Source organism: Hydrogenophaga sp. (genome assembly GCF_011390835.1).
In the GTDB taxonomy this organism is placed as follows: domain Bacteria; phylum Pseudomonadota; class Gammaproteobacteria; order Burkholderiales; family Burkholderiaceae_C; genus Hydrogenophaga.
In genome coordinates this window covers 1-15,108 of record NZ_JAABRQ010000043.1, presented here as the reverse complement: position 1 = coordinate 15,108, position 15,108 = coordinate 1, and the positions used below count along the sequence as shown (strand labels likewise).

The 15,108-nt window shown below is 61.9% G+C and carries 18 protein-coding genes; all 18 read right to left on the bottom strand.

What is annotated here, in order from left to right; genetic code table 11:
• A partial coding sequence (locus tag GPT34_RS17000) for a hypothetical protein (protein WP_291015036.1) occupies positions 1-237 on the bottom strand: 237 nt, incomplete at its 3' end.
• Positions 234-476 carry a hypothetical protein gene (locus GPT34_RS16995; protein ID WP_291015034.1) on the bottom strand — a complete coding sequence of 81 codons (243 nt, stop codon included), beginning with the start codon at positions 474-476 and terminating at the stop codon, positions 234-236. The genes GPT34_RS16995 and GPT34_RS17000, both read right to left, overlap by 4 nt.
• Positions 477-505: 29 nt before the next feature.
• A complete protein-coding gene (locus GPT34_RS16990; RefSeq protein ID WP_291015032.1) occupies positions 506-868 on the bottom strand; it encodes a hypothetical protein in 363 nt (120 codons plus the stop codon).
• 1 nt (position 869) lies between these two features.
• Positions 870-1,541 carry a hypothetical protein gene (locus GPT34_RS16985; RefSeq protein WP_291015030.1) on the bottom strand — a complete coding sequence of 224 codons (672 nt, stop codon included), beginning with the start codon at positions 1,539-1,541 and terminating at the stop codon, positions 870-872.
• Positions 1,542-1,543: 2 nt separating this feature from the next.
• Positions 1,544-4,285 (bottom strand): phage tail protein, encoded by a 2,742-nt coding sequence (locus tag GPT34_RS16980; RefSeq protein ID WP_291015027.1) that lies wholly within the window; start codon positions 4,283-4,285, stop codon positions 1,544-1,546.
• Positions 4,286-4,460: 175 nt separating this feature from the next.
• Positions 4,461-4,862, bottom strand: coding sequence for a hypothetical protein (locus GPT34_RS16975; RefSeq protein WP_291015024.1), 402 nt, complete (start codon positions 4,860-4,862; stop codon positions 4,461-4,463).
• Complete coding sequence (locus tag GPT34_RS16970) at positions 4,859-5,428, bottom strand: hypothetical protein (RefSeq protein WP_291015022.1); 570 nt, start codon at positions 5,426-5,428, stop codon at positions 4,859-4,861. The genes GPT34_RS16975 and GPT34_RS16970 overlap by 4 nt, the downstream gene beginning before the upstream one ends.
• A complete protein-coding gene (locus tag GPT34_RS16965; protein ID WP_291015019.1) occupies positions 5,425-6,027 on the bottom strand; it encodes a hypothetical protein in 603 nt (200 codons plus the stop codon). Before GPT34_RS16965 ends, GPT34_RS16970 begins: the two co-directional genes overlap by 4 nt.
• Positions 6,024-7,769: a hypothetical protein gene (locus tag GPT34_RS16960; protein WP_291015017.1), complete on the bottom strand. Its 1,746-nt coding sequence runs from the start codon at positions 7,767-7,769 to the stop codon at positions 6,024-6,026. The genes GPT34_RS16965 and GPT34_RS16960 overlap by 4 nt, the downstream gene beginning before the upstream one ends.
• 4 nt (positions 7,770-7,773) lie before the next feature.
• Positions 7,774-7,995, bottom strand: a complete 222-nt coding sequence (locus tag GPT34_RS16955; RefSeq protein ID WP_291015014.1) for a DUF1799 domain-containing protein — start codon at positions 7,993-7,995, stop codon at positions 7,774-7,776.
• Positions 7,996-8,099: 104 nt separating this feature from the next.
• On the bottom strand, positions 8,100-8,423 hold the full coding sequence (locus tag GPT34_RS16950; protein WP_291015011.1) for a phage tail assembly chaperone: 324 nt from the start codon (positions 8,421-8,423) through the stop codon (positions 8,100-8,102).
• A gap of 10 nt (positions 8,424-8,433) precedes the next feature.
• On the bottom strand, positions 8,434-9,390 hold the full coding sequence (locus GPT34_RS16945) for a phage tail tube protein (RefSeq protein WP_291015009.1): 957 nt from the start codon (positions 9,388-9,390) through the stop codon (positions 8,434-8,436).
• A 3-nt stretch (positions 9,391-9,393) separates the two neighbouring features.
• Positions 9,394-9,828, bottom strand: coding sequence for a hypothetical protein (locus GPT34_RS16940; protein WP_291015006.1), 435 nt, complete (start codon positions 9,826-9,828; stop codon positions 9,394-9,396).
• A gap of 3 nt (positions 9,829-9,831) precedes the next feature.
• The gene (locus GPT34_RS16935) at positions 9,832-10,119 is read right to left on the bottom strand and encodes a hypothetical protein (RefSeq protein WP_291015004.1); all 288 of its coding nucleotides are present in this window, start codon (positions 10,117-10,119) and stop codon (positions 9,832-9,834) included.
• Positions 10,120-10,143: 24 nt separating this feature from the next.
• On the bottom strand, positions 10,144-12,030 hold the full coding sequence (locus GPT34_RS16930; RefSeq protein WP_291015002.1) for a phage major capsid protein: 1,887 nt from the start codon (positions 12,028-12,030) through the stop codon (positions 10,144-10,146).
• A 62-nt stretch (positions 12,031-12,092) separates the two neighbouring features.
• A complete protein-coding gene (locus tag GPT34_RS16925; RefSeq protein ID WP_291015000.1) occupies positions 12,093-13,139 on the bottom strand; it encodes a hypothetical protein in 1,047 nt (348 codons plus the stop codon).
• Positions 13,139-14,518 (bottom strand): hypothetical protein, encoded by a 1,380-nt coding sequence (locus GPT34_RS16920; protein ID WP_291014997.1) that lies wholly within the window; start codon positions 14,516-14,518, stop codon positions 13,139-13,141. The genes GPT34_RS16925 and GPT34_RS16920 overlap by 1 nt, the downstream gene beginning before the upstream one ends.
• Before the next feature lie 16 nt (positions 14,519-14,534).
• Positions 14,535-15,108: hypothetical protein (locus GPT34_RS16915; protein WP_291014995.1), on the bottom strand; the 574-nt coding region annotated here is incomplete at its 5' end.

The window sequence follows — 15,108 nt, the reverse complement described above, 5'->3', positions numbered from 1 at the left end:
CCCCCTTGGTCCGACCTTGCGCACCGTAGCCACCCATTCACCGACGAAAGGCCGGTTAATCGTCCTATCAACCAGCATATTGATTGGCGAATTGGCCTGCGCGTCAATGATCTGCACGTCATTCACCTGAAACCAGAACGAGGCGGGCCACAGATGCGCGGCAAGCCACACGACCAACCAAGCCAGCATCACCAAAAACACCTTCGTGTTGTCCAGCATCTTTCGCACGGCAGTCATGATCGCCACCAATCCTTGATTGTTGAAGCCAGTACCGCCCAGCTCGCGATAGCTGCTGCGATCAGGCCCAGCGTCGTGATGACCCACTTCGCCCCACGGCCAAGCGCTACCCATCCCTTCCATGCTTGCAGCATTTCGTTCAAAGCCGCCATGTCCGAACTGCTGAAATCCGGGTCTTTGCTCAAGTGTGCCTCCAGCTTTTCCAGCAGTCGGTTGGTTTCGTCTTTCGAGTAGTTCATTCACTTGCTGCCCCGTTGGCTATCTGCTTTCAAAACGTGAACGAGATAGCAGCGCCTGCCGCTGACTCTTTATCCGCACGAGGCCAGGCGATGACGTGGATGTGACCCCATGATGCCATCAGACCAGCCATGGGCACAAACTTTCCACCTCCCCTGCGGTAGCCATCCACCACACCGGCAAATGCACCTATGGCCACCGGGCCAACCTTGATTGGTTGCCATCCTGATGAGGCATAGAACGACCTGTTGCCGTGGCTGTTTGAGTACACACCGACACCACCGAAAAAATCAGACTTCCGGCACAGCACACCGATGCCCGGCGTAAAGGTCTTGTATTCGACCTCGCTCGGGGCGTGGATCGCTGCGACGTGAATGTGGGGTAGGCAGTCCATTTTATGCGGATACGCGGAATGCAGAAAAAGTACCACTTGAAATACCCGGCGATGAAGATGAAACCGTAATTCTGAACCTTGCCTCTACGTAATCAGTTGTACCATTCATGTAAATCATTCCTGAAACACTATCGTTATTATTTTGGATACTAGAGCTATCTCTGTAGGATAGCTTGGATGCTGAGGCATTTTTATATAAGTAAGTATTACATTGAGTAATTGATGCCAGACCAGAATAAAACTGTTGCTGATAGCTGCAAAAATACCAACCAGCAACATTCGGTGTAAATCTTCCAGTTGTCGGATTAAAACAAGAGTCAGTATCAAAATCTTCTGTTAGATATCCTGCAACACTCGTCGTTACTCCAGAACTTACCGTTGAATTGCTACTTCTTGATGCCTGAAACGCCAAAGGAGCGATACCAAGCGTGGACCGCCCGGACGCTGCATCCGCAGCAGTGAACAGCGCCTTACCAACCGTGGTTCCGCCAAGCGTTGTCTGGGCTGTTGATGCATCGGCATCATCCAGCACCGTCTGCGCAAAACCGCTAACATGGCTGCGCAATTCGTTGAACTTCTGCACAAGGTCCAGAAGATCAGCGCGAGCCGTTGCAGGGCTGTCTGTCCCGGCGTCTAGGTTTGTGGCTACGACATTTGATGTTGGCCAAGACATGATTAGATTCCTTCTACGTAAAAATCAACCCCTGCAGGGTCGGTAAGCGCGCCGTCGAGCTTGAACTGAAAACGCGGGCCAGTGGCTAAATTGTCAATTCGCTGATGCGTCCAAGACCCGGCGCTGCTGTCTTCAATCGTTATGTCCACGCGCTTGATGAATGTGTAAACATTGCCGATTGGCACCCGCACATCTCCGGCAGCAATTCGCCTGTCACCTGTCAGCGTCGAAATGTCCACGCTGTTGATGTATTCAAACTGCAGGGACGCATTTACCTGCCAATCAAACCGGCGAATAACTGGCACAGGCTCGCCGCCGGTAGCGGTCACGGTCAGGCGCACGCGGATGTAGCGCGACGAGAACGAGGCGGCACCAGAGCCGTAAGCGCTCCAGGTCGTACCATCTGCGCTCGTGGCCAACTCCAGCAACTCGGTTCCGTCTGCATCAATGGATGCATCAATGGACCCGGCGACCGTGGTGCCTAGGTCTTTGGTGACGATGTAGCTGATCGGGCTTGCCGGGCTTAGATTCCACCGGCTCCACCCGTCCCAGGTTGCCGGTGCCGTTGCCCAGGTGGTCGAGTCGATTGCCTCAAGCACACCATCAAGAACTTGGCAGCCGGTCTTTGTTCCGGCCCACAGCGGGCCTTCAAAGAATTCATCGAACACATCACCAGTGCGTCGGGCCGGTAGCGTGATGTTGTCCACCAATGCTGGGCTTAGGTTTCCTGTCGTGTCGCGGCTTCTGCAGAAGAAAGTCCATTCACCCGCCAGAGGTGCATTCAGCTCTACCGGGGATGCCGTGTAGAACGTGTCCGCGTCTTGCAGCGGCGTCAGCGTTTCCCATGCTGCGCCGGGGTTGTTTCCGGCAATGTATCGAATCTCTGCGCCTGCCCAGTCCACGGGCTTTGTCGTTTCGACGTAAGCAAAATTAAACTGCCGCGTGCCGTCTGGCTGGGCCAAAACAACAAAGGCGTCAAACGCTGGAGGAGGCTCGGTCTTGCCGATGACTGTATGAGATTGCTGGACCGACCAATCGCTTACTGCCAACGAATTGCGAGTGCGAGCGCGGACTAGAATGGCGGCGCCATCTGGAGCACCGACAATGCGAACTTGCTGATCGATCGGTGATGCCGTGACCGTCTGCCACGACAGAACAGCGCCAATGCTCGCCCATTGCACCTCTACCGTTCCGCCAAAAATCAGCGTCTGGTCGGTGATTGGCGCCCATGACACCTGAACACGGGCAACAATGGTTCCATCAGACTGGCGCATTAGCAGGTCAGTCCCGCTTTCAATGCCAGTTATTGTTGGCGGCTGAATGTCCCATGGCCGTGTGAGCGCGGTGTTTTGCGCGTAACCGCTGGCCACAAACGCCGCATCGGGCTGGTAGATGGCAGCGGTGGTTTCTTTCAGCGTGAGCTGGATCAGACCCTCCAACGTCCACTGCCGCTGCACCACCATGAACTCTTTGCCCGCCCAGCCGTAGCGCGGGATGGTGAGGCTTACGGTGTCAAACAATTCGGCGCGGTAGGCCGCCAACTTGAACGGCAAAACAACAGTGAGCGGGTCGCGTGAGTCGCGCATCGCAACACCAGCGACGTGCTGCGCCTGCTGCGCATAGAACACCGCCGGCATGTCAACCTCTTGCACCAGCTCGGCACCGTCGCGCGCAATCAGCGCTGCGGCCTTGACCGGCGCCACGGGCACCTGCTTGTAGTCCTGGGCGGCGTCAAAAATGCGCGGCGTGATGACGTTGAACTTTTCGGCCCTGGCCCGGTGCGTGCTGATGCCTATTCCTTGCTGGGTTGTGCTGCCGTCGCCGCTGCGTTTCACCACGGCCAGATCGGCATCGGTGAGCGACAGCACGGGCGCGGTGTAAACACCAGCCCGCGTGAAAAACTCGCCTGCTGCGTAGGCCCACTGCCCAGCCATGGCCTGCGCCAGATCATCCAGCCCGTCGCGGGCGGCGCCACCGAACGGAAGCACAATGCTTGCGCGGTACATTGGCACATTGCCCTGGCCGTAGTCGATGGCGGTGTCGCAGGCGTTGGCCGCGGCCACAATCTGCGCATCTTCTGCGGTGCTGATGCTGGCGCGCTTGCCGAAGTAGGGATGCGTCAGAATGTGGCGCTGCATGAGCGCCGGGTTTTCGGTGAATACCGTCAAACCCGAGCGCGGGTCGTAGCACTTGGCGCCGCGGATGGTCGCGGTGACCAACGGCAGGCCGCTGGGGAATGCGGTTTCGTCGTAGAAAAACTCACACACCAGGTAAGCAATGCCGTCTGCCCGGTGGTCTGCCGTCCAGAGCGTCGGGAAGTCTGCGATAACCTGCGCGTCGGCTGTCTGCCCTGGTGCGCCCAGGTAAGCACGGATGCGGGCCTTGGGCGTGTTGACGTAGTACTGGTACACCGTGCGGATCTCGCTGCCGCTGTCGCCAGTGTCATAACTCAACGTCTGGATGGTGCCCGGGATGGCCTCGGGCGGCGCCACCGTGCCCAGCACGCTGCCGCTCTCGGTGCGCGTGAGCAGGTAGGGCGCCGTCTGCACATAGCCGCCGCCGTCCAGCGTGACCGCAACGTCGTTCAGCCAAATCTGCTCAACGCCGTCGATTTCATGCCCGGCCAGCGCCACCAGCATCACGAATTTCTCGCGGTTGACTCCTACAGAGCCACGGAAAAACACATGCCCGCCCTTGCGCACCCGGCCCAGCACCAGCTCGCGCGGCACCACCGTGCCCGGCACGTTGACCAGCCGATCAACCTGGCTGGCGTTGTACTGGTCGCGGGCCTGTCGCTTGGCCTTGCGCTGCTGCGCGCTGCTGTAGGCCACAGACGCTACTAGAAGCGCCGTGTTGACCAGCAACTGGGTAACGGTGATCTCCAGCGCAAATGCGGCTAGGGTGATGAACTGCGGCACGCTAGACCCTCCACGCGGCCAGCGCCGCGCTCATGGGCAGCGGCTCCAGGCCGCTCTCGGCCACGGCCAGCGCCGTGCCACCGTTGCACACCGCCAGCAGCTCGCGCCCGGCATCCTCAAACAGCACCACATCGCCCACAGCGGCATGCAGCGGGCTCACCGGATCTCCCAGAACATCGGTGGCGAGCTGGCGCACGCCGCCCACCCGGGCCAGCATGCGCGCGGCCTCGGCGGTGGTGGCATAGGTGCCGCGCAGCCCTTCGGCAAAATCTTTGCCGGTGATGGCAAGCACAGCATCGGCGGCCCATAGACAGCAATCGTTTTTGCCCCACTCAAACGGCACGACCTTTCGCTCCATGCAAAGCACGGCAAAGCGGGTTTGCCAGGTGTGCAGGCGGCTCATCGCATGAACCATTCACGGGATGGCCACACGACCGGCTGGTCGGCCTGGCTGGTGACGTACTCAAACGCCCTGTCTCCAGGGGAAACCGTCTGCTGGTCTTCGTGGCTGGTGGTCAGCGGGTGGCCGCGCAGCAGATCCACCGCGCTGCTTTCGGCGGTGGCGGTGATGACCGCCGTGTCGCCGTTTTCCTCGATGCTCATGGTGTCGCCCGTGCCGGTCCACTCCAGCGGGGCATCGACCACCTGATAGTCTTGGTCGAGAATGGCGGTGCGGATTTCAACCGGCACGCCCTGCCACTCGTCGGCATCGTCCAACGCCACCGCGATGGTGGATGCCGCCACACCAGACAGGGTGAACTGCAGGCCCTTGACCTCACCCGGGGAATCTTCAATGGCGCCGATGCTGCCCAGGCCGGCGGCGCCCTGGTACACATGGCCGCCATACGTCAGGCTCATGGTGCTGCTGTTGAGGCGCACCGGCGTGGAAAACCCAAGCTCGATCAACTGCACCAGTGCCACGCTGCCCTGGGCCAGCGCGGCCAGCGTTGGGCCGCCCAGCGCCCTCATGCCACCACCTCGGCAAAATCAAAGGCCAGGGCCTCGCTGTAGGCGCTCACGTACTGCACCCGCGGCGCGCTGGCCAGCCGGAACTCGGCGGTGGGCTGGGTGAGCGTGACGGCGGCGCCCGAGGTGATGCTGCGGCGCAGGCGGTTGACCAGCGGCACGGTGATGGCGCTGCTGGCCGCGGTGCAGTCGGCCGCCACCTGCAGCAGCAGGCCGTCCACACCGATCAGGTCGCCGGCCAGCAGGGTCTGCCCGGTGGTGGCGTTGAGCACCATGCTGGCCGCACCCTGCGCCGTGGCCTGGGCGGTGGGCGATCCGCTCAATGTTCCACGTGGAACAGGGCGGGCGAAGTGATACAGGGCGGTGGTGTTGACCGAGCCGCGCAGCGCGGCCACAAACGCCTCCACCTGCGCGGCCTCGATGTGGTTGCGCGGCGCGATTTCCAGGCTGAACATCCATCGGTCATTCAGCAAGTCCACCACCTGCTCGCTGCCGCCGAATGGCGACGCGTGCACACGCTGGGTGGTCTGCAGCATGGCCGAGAAACTGCGCGGCCGGAAGATGCGCGGCGCGGTGGCGATGGGGTAGGTGATGAGGCTCACGAAAGCGCCCCCCCGTAACGCATAGAGCGGCCCATTCCGGCAGCAATCCGCTGCTCAGAACCTGCCACCGCCTGACGCACCATGGCAACGCTTGCCACGTCACCTACCGTAAAGTTTTGAATCACAGTTACCGGCTGGCCGCTGGCGCCCTGGCCTTTGCTGTGATCCACCACCGTTTCATTAGGGTGCAGCATGGCAACAAATCCGCCCCGGCCGTCCATGCCACCAGCCCGGCTTCCGGACCCGGTGTAGCCGCCGCCGTCGAAGCTCAACAGGCTGCTGATGAATGACCCGGCAATGCCGGCACCACCACCGCCACCCAGCAGGCCATCAACCAGCGAGCTGGCCAGGCTGCCACTCACGCGGGTAAACACCACATTGGCGATGGCGTCGCCAAACGCGCGCAGCGGGTCTTTGGTGTCGCGAAAGGCGGCCGACAGCGCGCCCTTCAGGTCGTCGCCCAGGCCGGTTTTGAAATCGGCCATGTCTTGCAAGCGCTTTTGATTCGCTGCCTCTTCGGCTCGCAGAGACTCTTCGTTGCGCTGCGCGATGTATTCAAACCGCGCATCGTCGAACCCCTTGAGGAATTCCAGGTGGTCGGCCTCTTGAGATTCCTTTTCTTTCAGCAGCTCATCGTTGCGCCGGGCCAGGTAGCCATATCGGGCCTCATCGAAGCCGCGCAGGAAACGCTGGAAATCTTCAGCCTCTTTTTTCGCTGCTGTCTGCGGCGTGCGCGTCGGGCTGGGGTCTGGCGGCTTTCCAGGCGCAGGCGTTGGCCGCGCAAGCTCAGGAACAATAAACCCTCGACCGCCACCCACAGCAGCGCCAGGCCGGTTTTTGTCTGCCTCGTTAAAGAGGCGCTTGGCCTCGGCCAGCCGGGTTTTGGCCTGCGCAATTTCCTGGTCCAGATTGCCGGCAAAATTGAATGGGCTGCCCTGGCGGGATTCCAGCGCCTTCAGCTCTTTGCTGAGCGACATCACATCACCCGCCAACCCGGCCAGCGAAGCCTGCTCGGGCAACTTGAGCAGCGATTTCAACACCTCATTGATGGCCGGCAGCAGCTGATTGGCCAGCGAGCGGGCGGTGCCAGCGGCCAGCTCGCCCATGCGGGTCAGGTTGTCGTTGAACTCTTCCGCGGCCTTGCCTGCCTCGGTGCTGACTACCTGGCCGAACTTTTCAGCTTCAGCGGTAATTTCGCGCAGACCCTTTGATCCGCCCGACAGCAGTGGAATCAACTTAGGGCCAACCTCTTCGCCCAGAAGCTTGGCAGCCACCGCGGCTCGCTGCGCCGGGTCTTCCATGCCAGCCAGAACGTCTGCCAGATCAAACAAAAGTTGATCGTTGGTTTTGGCCTTTCCACCGGCGTCCGCAATCTCAATCCCCAGCTCGGCCAGCTTTTTGCCGCCGGTGTTGGCGTCTATGCCGAGCTTGCGCAGGCCCTGCGCCAACGCCTGGTTATCCACATCTCCGAGGCGGGCAGCATAGGCCAGGCCGCTGATCGCCTCGGTTGTCACGCCAGCGCGCTGCGCCAGCTTGCTCATTTCGTCGGCGTAGTTCGCCGCGGCCTTGACGTTACTCACCAGCGCGGTGGCCACCGCACCCAGGCCCAGCGTGGCCAGCGTACCCTTGACCGACAAGGCAGCCGAGCCAACTCCGCCCAATCCTTTTTTTGCACTCTCAAAAGCTGCGCGAGTCTGGTCGACTGCGCTCAGGACAATTTTCGCGTCGTTGCGGCCGATCATGCGCTCACCTCTTGCTGCGCCAGTGCTCGATGGCTTCGCGCTCCATCACCTGCAGGCAGGCCATGGCCTCGGGCCATTGATCGCGCGGCACGTCCTGGCATTCCAGCAGCATGGGCAGCGCTTCGTAGCGCAGGCCGACCACACCAGACATGCTTACTTGCCATTGCGTCTGCGCCGCGGCAAATACGCGCACCGGCACCCAATGCTCCGGCCATAGGTCGAGCAAGGGAACGGCCAGCGGCTGCTCGGGCTGTAGTCCGAGGGCCGCCAGCGCGTTTGTCTGTTCCGTGGTGTTGTCGCATCCTTGGATCAGCCGGCGGGCGGCCTCAATTAGTTTTTTCGTTTGGCCCGGGTGATTTCCAGGATGTAGGCGTCGGAGATTTCGCCCATGGCCGGCGTGTAACTCTCGCACAGCTCGGCCAGGGCGGTGTGGCTGTATTCCACCGCTTCGCCATCGCGCTTCAGCTCCCAGCCTTCGATCACCTCGCCAAGCACCTCGGCGCTCGGGCCGGATACAAACCGGGTGAGCCACTTCTCCATCGCGCTACGGGTCTTGTGCCGAAACACAAACACCACCTCCAGCGGTTTGGCGCTTCCCGGCACCGACAGCGGAACCTGGGCGCGGAAGGTGGGCGAGGGGGTCAGGTTGAACATGCGCCGAGCCTCACTTGGTGTACAAAATCAGATCGTCGTTGCCGGCCACGGGCACGGCGCGAAGGTCAAAGCCGATCAGGCGGCGGCCGTTCACATCCTGCTTGCTAGGGTTGATGAGCTGCACCGCGGCCATGTGCAGGCCCACGGTGGCGCCGGCCACGCTGCCATGCTGCAGGCTCATGGTGCTGACGGTGTTGGCCTTGACGGTGCCCATGAACGTCACCTCTTGCGCGGCGGTCAGGTCGAACTGCGCCTGGCCGGTCACTTCGCGGGCAGTCACGTCGATGTACTCGCCACCCAGCAGCGGGGTGAACTGCACATCGTTGCCCAGGTCCAGCGCCAGGCCGCGCGTCACGTAGGCGGTGCCGCCGGTGACGGCGCCGGCCGAGTAGCTGCCGCCCAGGGTCACGTCGCCACTGTTGGAATCGGTCACCACAGCCGGCGTGCGCCAGGCCGTGAGCGTGGTGGATGGGTTAGTGACAGCGGTAACGCCGCCGTCTTTGCCAAGGAAGGTGAATTGCAGCGTGGGACGTTCGCCCACACCCAGGCCGACGCGAAAACTGCCCTTCGCCCCGAGCAGCTTGTGCAACACGCCGTCATCGTGGTAGTAGAGGGTGGCCGAAGCCTGCGCCGATGGGGCGGATGGCGTGTAGGCAACAAAGGTGGTGGCGGTTTCGGTGAAGCCACAGGCTCGCACCAGGGCGCCCCAGGCAGCGGGCGTGGCGGCGGTTCCGCTGCCGGCCAGCTCGACCGTGAAACTCACCTCAACATAGGCCGTGCCGACCAGTTGCTCGCTGCCGCCGAAATAAGGCCGGATCAGGTCGCGGCTCACGTTTTGCGCGTTGAGCGGGTTTACCGTCACGTCGCTGATGAGCATGGCATTGGCCGCTCCGGTAGGTACGGAGTCCACACCCTCGGTGGTTTCGATCTTGGCGAGCAGCGCCGTGTTTCTGATGTAGCGTGGCATGGTTTACTCCAGGGATTGATTGCCGGCGCGATGGCGCACGGTGTATGTCATCGTTGCGCTTGCGGTTGGCTCACCATCGGCGTCAAAGTCATAGCTCAGCGTAACGGGCTGCAGATCGGAAACCAGGCCGCCCAGCGTGGGGTCGGCCGCGAGCCGGGCATAAACCGCGGCCAGCAAGGCATCAACCGCCAGATCAGGCGCCTGGCCCGCACTGCCGCGGGCATAACACTCCACGGCCAGCTGCGTATCGACGTTGTAGGGGGCGCCCTGCACTGCAAATGGCTCCATGGCCGCATCCAGCAGGCGAATCACCACCAGGGTAGCCCATTCGCTGGCGCCGGGCCTCACGCGGGCGCGGTGCACCTGCGGGGAAACCGGCGTGCCGGCGTTGAGCGCGTCCACCACCGCCGTCACAACCGACGCAAAGATGGTGGGCATGGCTTAGGCTTTCTCCAGCAGCAACAGGCTCACACCCGTGCCGTCTGGCTCGTGCGCGACCACCGTGTACGCCTGGCCGCCCAGCACCAGCGCCGAGCCCACCACCGGGCTGGGCAGCGCGGCGGTGGGCAGGGTAAAGCTGGGCTGGGTGGTGGCCAGGCCGGCGATGCCGACCGCGCCAAGCGCGCTGCCGTTATCGAAGATCCCCCTGACCTCAACCCCGGCGAGCAAGCCAGTGGTGGCGAACTCGGCGGCGCTCAGGAAAGGGGAGAAGTCTTCAACGAAGGGCATGGGGCTGCTCAGGTGGGCTCAGGCTTAGGCCGTTAGGGCGTCCTTCATGGCCGCGAACGACTCGGGGTGGCGCACCGCGAGGTCGGCATCCTGGAAGGCGCGGAAGACCACGGCGCCGTTGTCGCCGCTGGTGTAGGGGTCAACCATCAGCTCCAGGCCGCCCCACATGCCCATCATCAAGTCGGCAAAGTTACCAAAGATGATGGCCGAGCACACGCCGGAGCTGGTGCCTTTGGTGAGGTTGTCTGGCACCGCGTTGGTCACGCCAGCCTGGTAGCCGCGCAGGGGCGCTGCGCCTTCAGACCAGATGAACGTGTCGTTGCCCGAAACCTTCGGCGTCTCCAGCAGCTTGCCGCGAACAGCAGCGCTGGTGAGGTAGGCCAGGCTGCCCATGTCGGCGTTGGCCACAGCAACAGCGGTTTCCAGCTTGACGATGTGGCTCCAGTTGGGCGCGAGGCCGTTGGTGCCGCCGGCCACGCTGCCGATGCCAACCGTGTTCAGGATGCCGCGCGGCTCAGAGCCGGAGCCCGAACCGTTGATGCCGACACGCTGCAGCTCTTGCGCCAGCACGGTGGCCAGATCGTTTTGCACAACCGCCTCGATGGCCAGCGAAGACTGCAGCAGCAGCTTGCGGGAAATCGGGGTGCGGGCGGCCAGTGTCTTGGGCGACATGGCCACCTGGTCAAACGTCTGCTGGCTGACCGTTGGCGCGGCGCTTTCTGCGACCCAGTAGGCGGTGGAGCCGCCGGTGAGGCGTGGGATGGCAATGTTGCCAACCAGGCCATCCATCATCTGCATGCCCATGCCAGACAAGACCATCTTCTTGCGCAGCAGGTCGATGAACGAACCGGCCAGCAGGTTGGTGGCAACGGTGTTGCCGCCGGCGGTTGGCGTGCCCACGTTCAGGTCTCGCTTGAGAATGTCGTGTGGTACCACCAGGCCGCGCACTTCGCGGTGCGTCACCTTGTCGGCAGCGGCGCGGGCACACTCGATTTCAAACGCTGCGGCGTTGCGGGCGCGGACGTCTTCCGGGTTTGCCATGCTGTTGAGCAAGCGCACCAGGCTGAAGGTTTTGGTTTCCTTTGCGCTCATGCCAATGTCTGCCGTGGGCAGTGGCTTGTTGCTCATGGCGCGGATGGCCTCGGTTTGGAACTGCTCGACCGTGTGGCCGGCCTGAATGCTCTTCATGGCCAGCTCGGCGCCGCCGGGGATGGCTGCGGCCACTTTGGTGATTTCGGCGGCGTGGTTGCGCTGCTCGACCACTTCGATCTTGGGAGCTGCAACGGGGGCAATGGTTTCGTTTGACATGGCTTTGATTTCCTTGGGGGTTTCTGTGGGGGTGGGGGTGGGCTCGGTTGGCGCGGGGCCTGGCGGCTCACGCTCTGAGACCTCCAGCGCGCGGCCTACGCCAACGCTGGCGTCAGCGGGCACGCTGACCATGGACACTTCAAAGGGCTCCCAGTCGGTCACTCGATAGGTTTCCAGCCCATCTTTGGTCTCGACCAGTTGCGCCTTGTGGATCATGTAGCCGACGGATACGTTACGGCGGATGCCGTCGCGCACGTCTTGCCACACCTCTTCTGCACGCGCGCTTTTCCCAAACCGCACGACGGCGCGGGCAACGCGATCGCTGCCCACCTCTACAGACTCGACAACGCCCACGACATCTCTGATGTCGTGGTCGCAAAGCAGATTAGCACCACTGCCAAGACGGCCCAGGCGCATGCTGGTGGTGGTGGTGTCCAGAATTTCAATTCCCCAGTTGCGCTCATAGGGAGCCTCTGAGGCGAAGGCCAGCACAGCGGTGCGAGCCTCTTCGTTGATCGCCTGGCGCTCCACCTGCAGGGCGCGCTCGGCGCGGCCTTTTGTGAGATGGCGGGCTAGGGCTTCGGGAATGGGCTTGGTGCTCATGCCGCCATTGGATGCGCGGCCGGGTTTCGCAGGCTAGGCAAACCGCGAAAAACAGCAGGCGGCTACATGCCCCCGTAGCGGCTGCGCAGCCCGATCTTGAGAAACAGGTTGTCGGCTGGGCCGCTTATCTCGCCGCGCTCAATGGCCTCGGCAATGCGGCGAATGCGCTGGGTCTCGATCCAGTCGATGCCAGATGGCGAAGAGTCTGAGCTGATGGCCAGACTGTCTGCCGTGTGACCATGCAGCGCGGAATTGATGCCCAGAACAATCGCGTCATCCAGCGAGAGGTTGTCCGCCGTCTGCGCGTGTGTCGCCCCGTCAACCGAAAAGAATGAAGCCGTGGAGAGCGTCAGCAGGTCGGCGGTCTGGCCGTGGCTGGCGTCTGCCGTGACTAGGAACGAGTCAGACGTAATCGTGAGGTTGCCTGCCGCCTGGGCGTGTGTTGCGCTGTCTACCGCAAGGCCGATGCCGCCGACGATCAGCGTCACGTTGTCTGCCGATTGCGCATGTGTAGCGTTGGCAATCGTCAGACCCGTTGCAGTCGTCGTTCCCAGAGTCAGGCTTTCAGCCGTCTGCGCGTGGGCTGCACTGGTAACCGCGATGGCGGTTGCAGATGTGAGCGTCAGATTGCCAGCGGTCTGCGCGTGGCTTGAATTTGCAACCGTCAGGCTTGCCGACCCGGTGGTGCTTAGTGCAATGTTGTCTGCGGCCTGTGCATGGGCTGCGTTGTTGAGCGCCAGAGCCGAAGCCGTGGCAAGAGTCAGGCTTCCCGCTGTTTGAGCGTGTGCTGCGTTGGCTACCTCCAGGCTGGTTGTGGTCGTTGTGCCAAGCGTCAGGTTGTCAGCCGTCTGCGCATGGGCTGCGCTGGTAACTATCAAATCTTCAACTGAAGTATCAGCAGTAACGGTCTGCGTGACCTCATCACTAGTCAAGGTCGCACCGTTCGATGCCGTCACGACGACTCGGTACATTGCCCCGTCGTCGTCCAGCGTCAGTGAAGGCGTGGTGTAGGTGCTGGACGTGGCACCAGGAATCTCTACCCAGTCAGGGTCAGAGTCGCCCCCCGGAGCAAACCCGGCAGGGAAAACGCCGCTGGCTGCGTAGCTCATTAGCTGATGCGGAAGATGCCGGCCCGGCCAACATCCACCGAGCCACTCACGGTCTTACCGTTGGCGATGCCGATGACAATCTGATTGTTTTTTGTGTTGAACCCGGAGTTTGAAAGCGTAGCGGGCGGGGTGCGGAAATGAAAACGTGTCGTGCCCACACCAATATCACCCCCACCGTACAGCGTCAGAGCTTGAAAACTCGCAGGCGCGAACCCGATGCCGCGAACACCCGTCAAGCTGGCGGTTTCCACAAGCACTTCAGCAATGAAGGTGCCAGTGGTCACGTCTTGGAAATAGGGTTTATTAAGAATCACCTCGGTATCAGCAGACGCCGTGCCCGAAAGTGCCAGGCGCTGACGCCGATAGCCATCCGGCCCCGTCACAATGGTTGGCGTGACAGTGATTCCATTGGCTGCCGTGATCTGCCACCGCTGGCCGTTGGAAGCAGCCGAACCTGCCACCCCGGAATTGTTTGTCCCGTTGAGTTGACCGTTCGTGCCGATCATCATTCCGTCAATCCCGAGCACGTTGGCATAGGGATAAGTCGTGTCGTCGTATGCCACCGCAGCGCTGACCATCGGCCCGATTGGGCGCGCAAATCGCTGGAGCACCGGAACGATGCCCTTGGCCGCGTTTCGGCAAGCAATAGCCACCGGATGCGTGCCATCAGCCGTGAACGGGTCAAGACCACCAACCGAGCCACGCCACGCCACGCCGCTGGTGTCTGCTGCTGCGGTCTGACGCCATGCGCCAGCCACGTCCCAGTAGTAATTTCCGGGCGTGTCTTGACAGTAGCGCTCAATGAGCCGGTTCATGTAGTGCCAAGCACCTGCGGTGTCTGGAGTTGATGACTTGGGCGGGCGTGAGCACAGCACCACCATCTTGACACCAGCAGCCAATGCACGCTCTGAATACTCGACCAAAAACGCCATCTGCGTGTTTGCGTTGGCTGCGCTGTTGATCGCGTTGTTTTGGACGGTCTGCACGATCACCACATCAGGCTTCACCGACATGGCCTCCAGCGCCAGTATCTGTGCTGGGTTGCCGCCGTCCGCCGTTGTCAGGTTGCTCGCTGGCGTACCACCGACACCCGTTGCTAGGGTGATCTGATAGTCGCAGGGGTACAGCTCAGTTGCGGCCCATATCAAACTCGACTGCGCCGGATTGTCCACCAGAAAGTCGGAGAGGCTGTCACCGGCCACGCCGATTGTCATCGGGCGACCACCACCGAGAACCATCGTCTCGTAGCTGAGTTGGTTGCAGGCGGTTCGCGTGTTGACCCAGTTTCCATCAATCTCGGCGGAACTCAACTCACCGCCAACAGGCGGCGACGCGGCTGGCGTGTTGTCGCCACGAAGGGCAAGGGCAATCGGCGTCATGTCTTTGTGTCCTTATTCAAACAGGTTCTTTACGAAACCACTGGTATGTCAAACCGATCCCGACCGCAGCCACGCTGTAGGTTTCCGTTTCTCCAACCACGCCAGTCTGGTCTGTTGGCTGTACGGTTATGAATACTTCTTCGGTTATTGCCGCCGATTGCGCGTGCGCCGCGCTGTTCACCGCAATAACGCTTGATGTAGATAGCGTCAAGCTGTCGGTGGTGTGCGCGTGGGATGCGCCTTGAAGCGTTAGGTTCGTCGCACCACCACCGCCAGATCCAGCCTTGACACCGACAACAAATAATGTCGGGTAGTTCTTGCTCGGCAGCGTTACCGTGGTTGTTGACGATCCCGGTGTGGTGATCCGATAAACACCACCGGAGTCGCTGTTGATCGTCTGTGTGGAGCCTTGCAGCGTGTTCGCTGGGGTACTTGGCGCAGAGACTCCACCGCTTGAACTGTCCACGCCAGCAAAGGCCAACACAATGCCGTTTGTTTCCGATGTGACCGTGCCCGTTAGCGTGTCGGGGCTTGCATTCTGGCCGTCTCGTGCGAATCCAGACACCCAATCGTCAGGGTCTTCTACCGTC

Excerpts from the sequence above, each read along its gene's own strand:
- GPT34_RS16950 (WP_291015011.1), bottom strand. The coding sequence starts at position 8,423 with ATGTTCAACCTGACCCCCTCGCCCACCTTCCGCGCCCAGGTTCCGCTG.
- GPT34_RS16995 (WP_291015034.1), bottom strand. The coding sequence starts at position 476 with ATGAACTACTCGAAAGACGAAACCAACCGACTGCTGGAAAAGCTGGAG.
- GPT34_RS16970 (WP_291015022.1), bottom strand. The coding sequence starts at position 5,428 with ATGAGGGCGCTGGGCGGCCCAACGCTGGCCGCGCTGGCCCAGGGCAGC.
- GPT34_RS16925 (WP_291015000.1), bottom strand. The coding sequence starts at position 13,139 with ATGAGCTACGCAGCCAGCGGCGTTTTCCCTGCCGGGTTTGCTCCGGGG.
- GPT34_RS16985 (WP_291015030.1), bottom strand. The coding sequence starts at position 1,541 with ATGTCTTGGCCAACATCAAATGTCGTAGCCACAAACCTAGACGCCGGG.
- GPT34_RS16935 (WP_291015004.1), bottom strand. The coding sequence starts at position 10,119 with ATGCCCTTCGTTGAAGACTTCTCCCCTTTCCTGAGCGCCGCCGAGTTC.
- GPT34_RS16945 (WP_291015009.1), bottom strand. The coding sequence starts at position 9,390 with ATGCCACGCTACATCAGAAACACGGCGCTGCTCGCCAAGATCGAAACC.
- GPT34_RS16920 (WP_291014997.1), bottom strand. The coding sequence starts at position 14,518 with ATGACGCCGATTGCCCTTGCCCTTCGTGGCGACAACACGCCAGCCGCG.
- GPT34_RS16940 (WP_291015006.1), bottom strand. The coding sequence starts at position 9,828 with ATGCCCACCATCTTTGCGTCGGTTGTGACGGCGGTGGTGGACGCGCTC.
- GPT34_RS16960 (WP_291015017.1), bottom strand. The coding sequence starts at position 7,769 with ATGATCGGCCGCAACGACGCGAAAATTGTCCTGAGCGCAGTCGACCAG.
- GPT34_RS16990 (WP_291015032.1), bottom strand. The coding sequence starts at position 868 with ATGGACTGCCTACCCCACATTCACGTCGCAGCGATCCACGCCCCGAGC.
- GPT34_RS16975 (WP_291015024.1), bottom strand. The coding sequence starts at position 4,862 with ATGAGCCGCCTGCACACCTGGCAAACCCGCTTTGCCGTGCTTTGCATG.
- GPT34_RS16930 (WP_291015002.1), bottom strand. The coding sequence starts at position 12,030 with ATGAGCACCAAGCCCATTCCCGAAGCCCTAGCCCGCCATCTCACAAAA.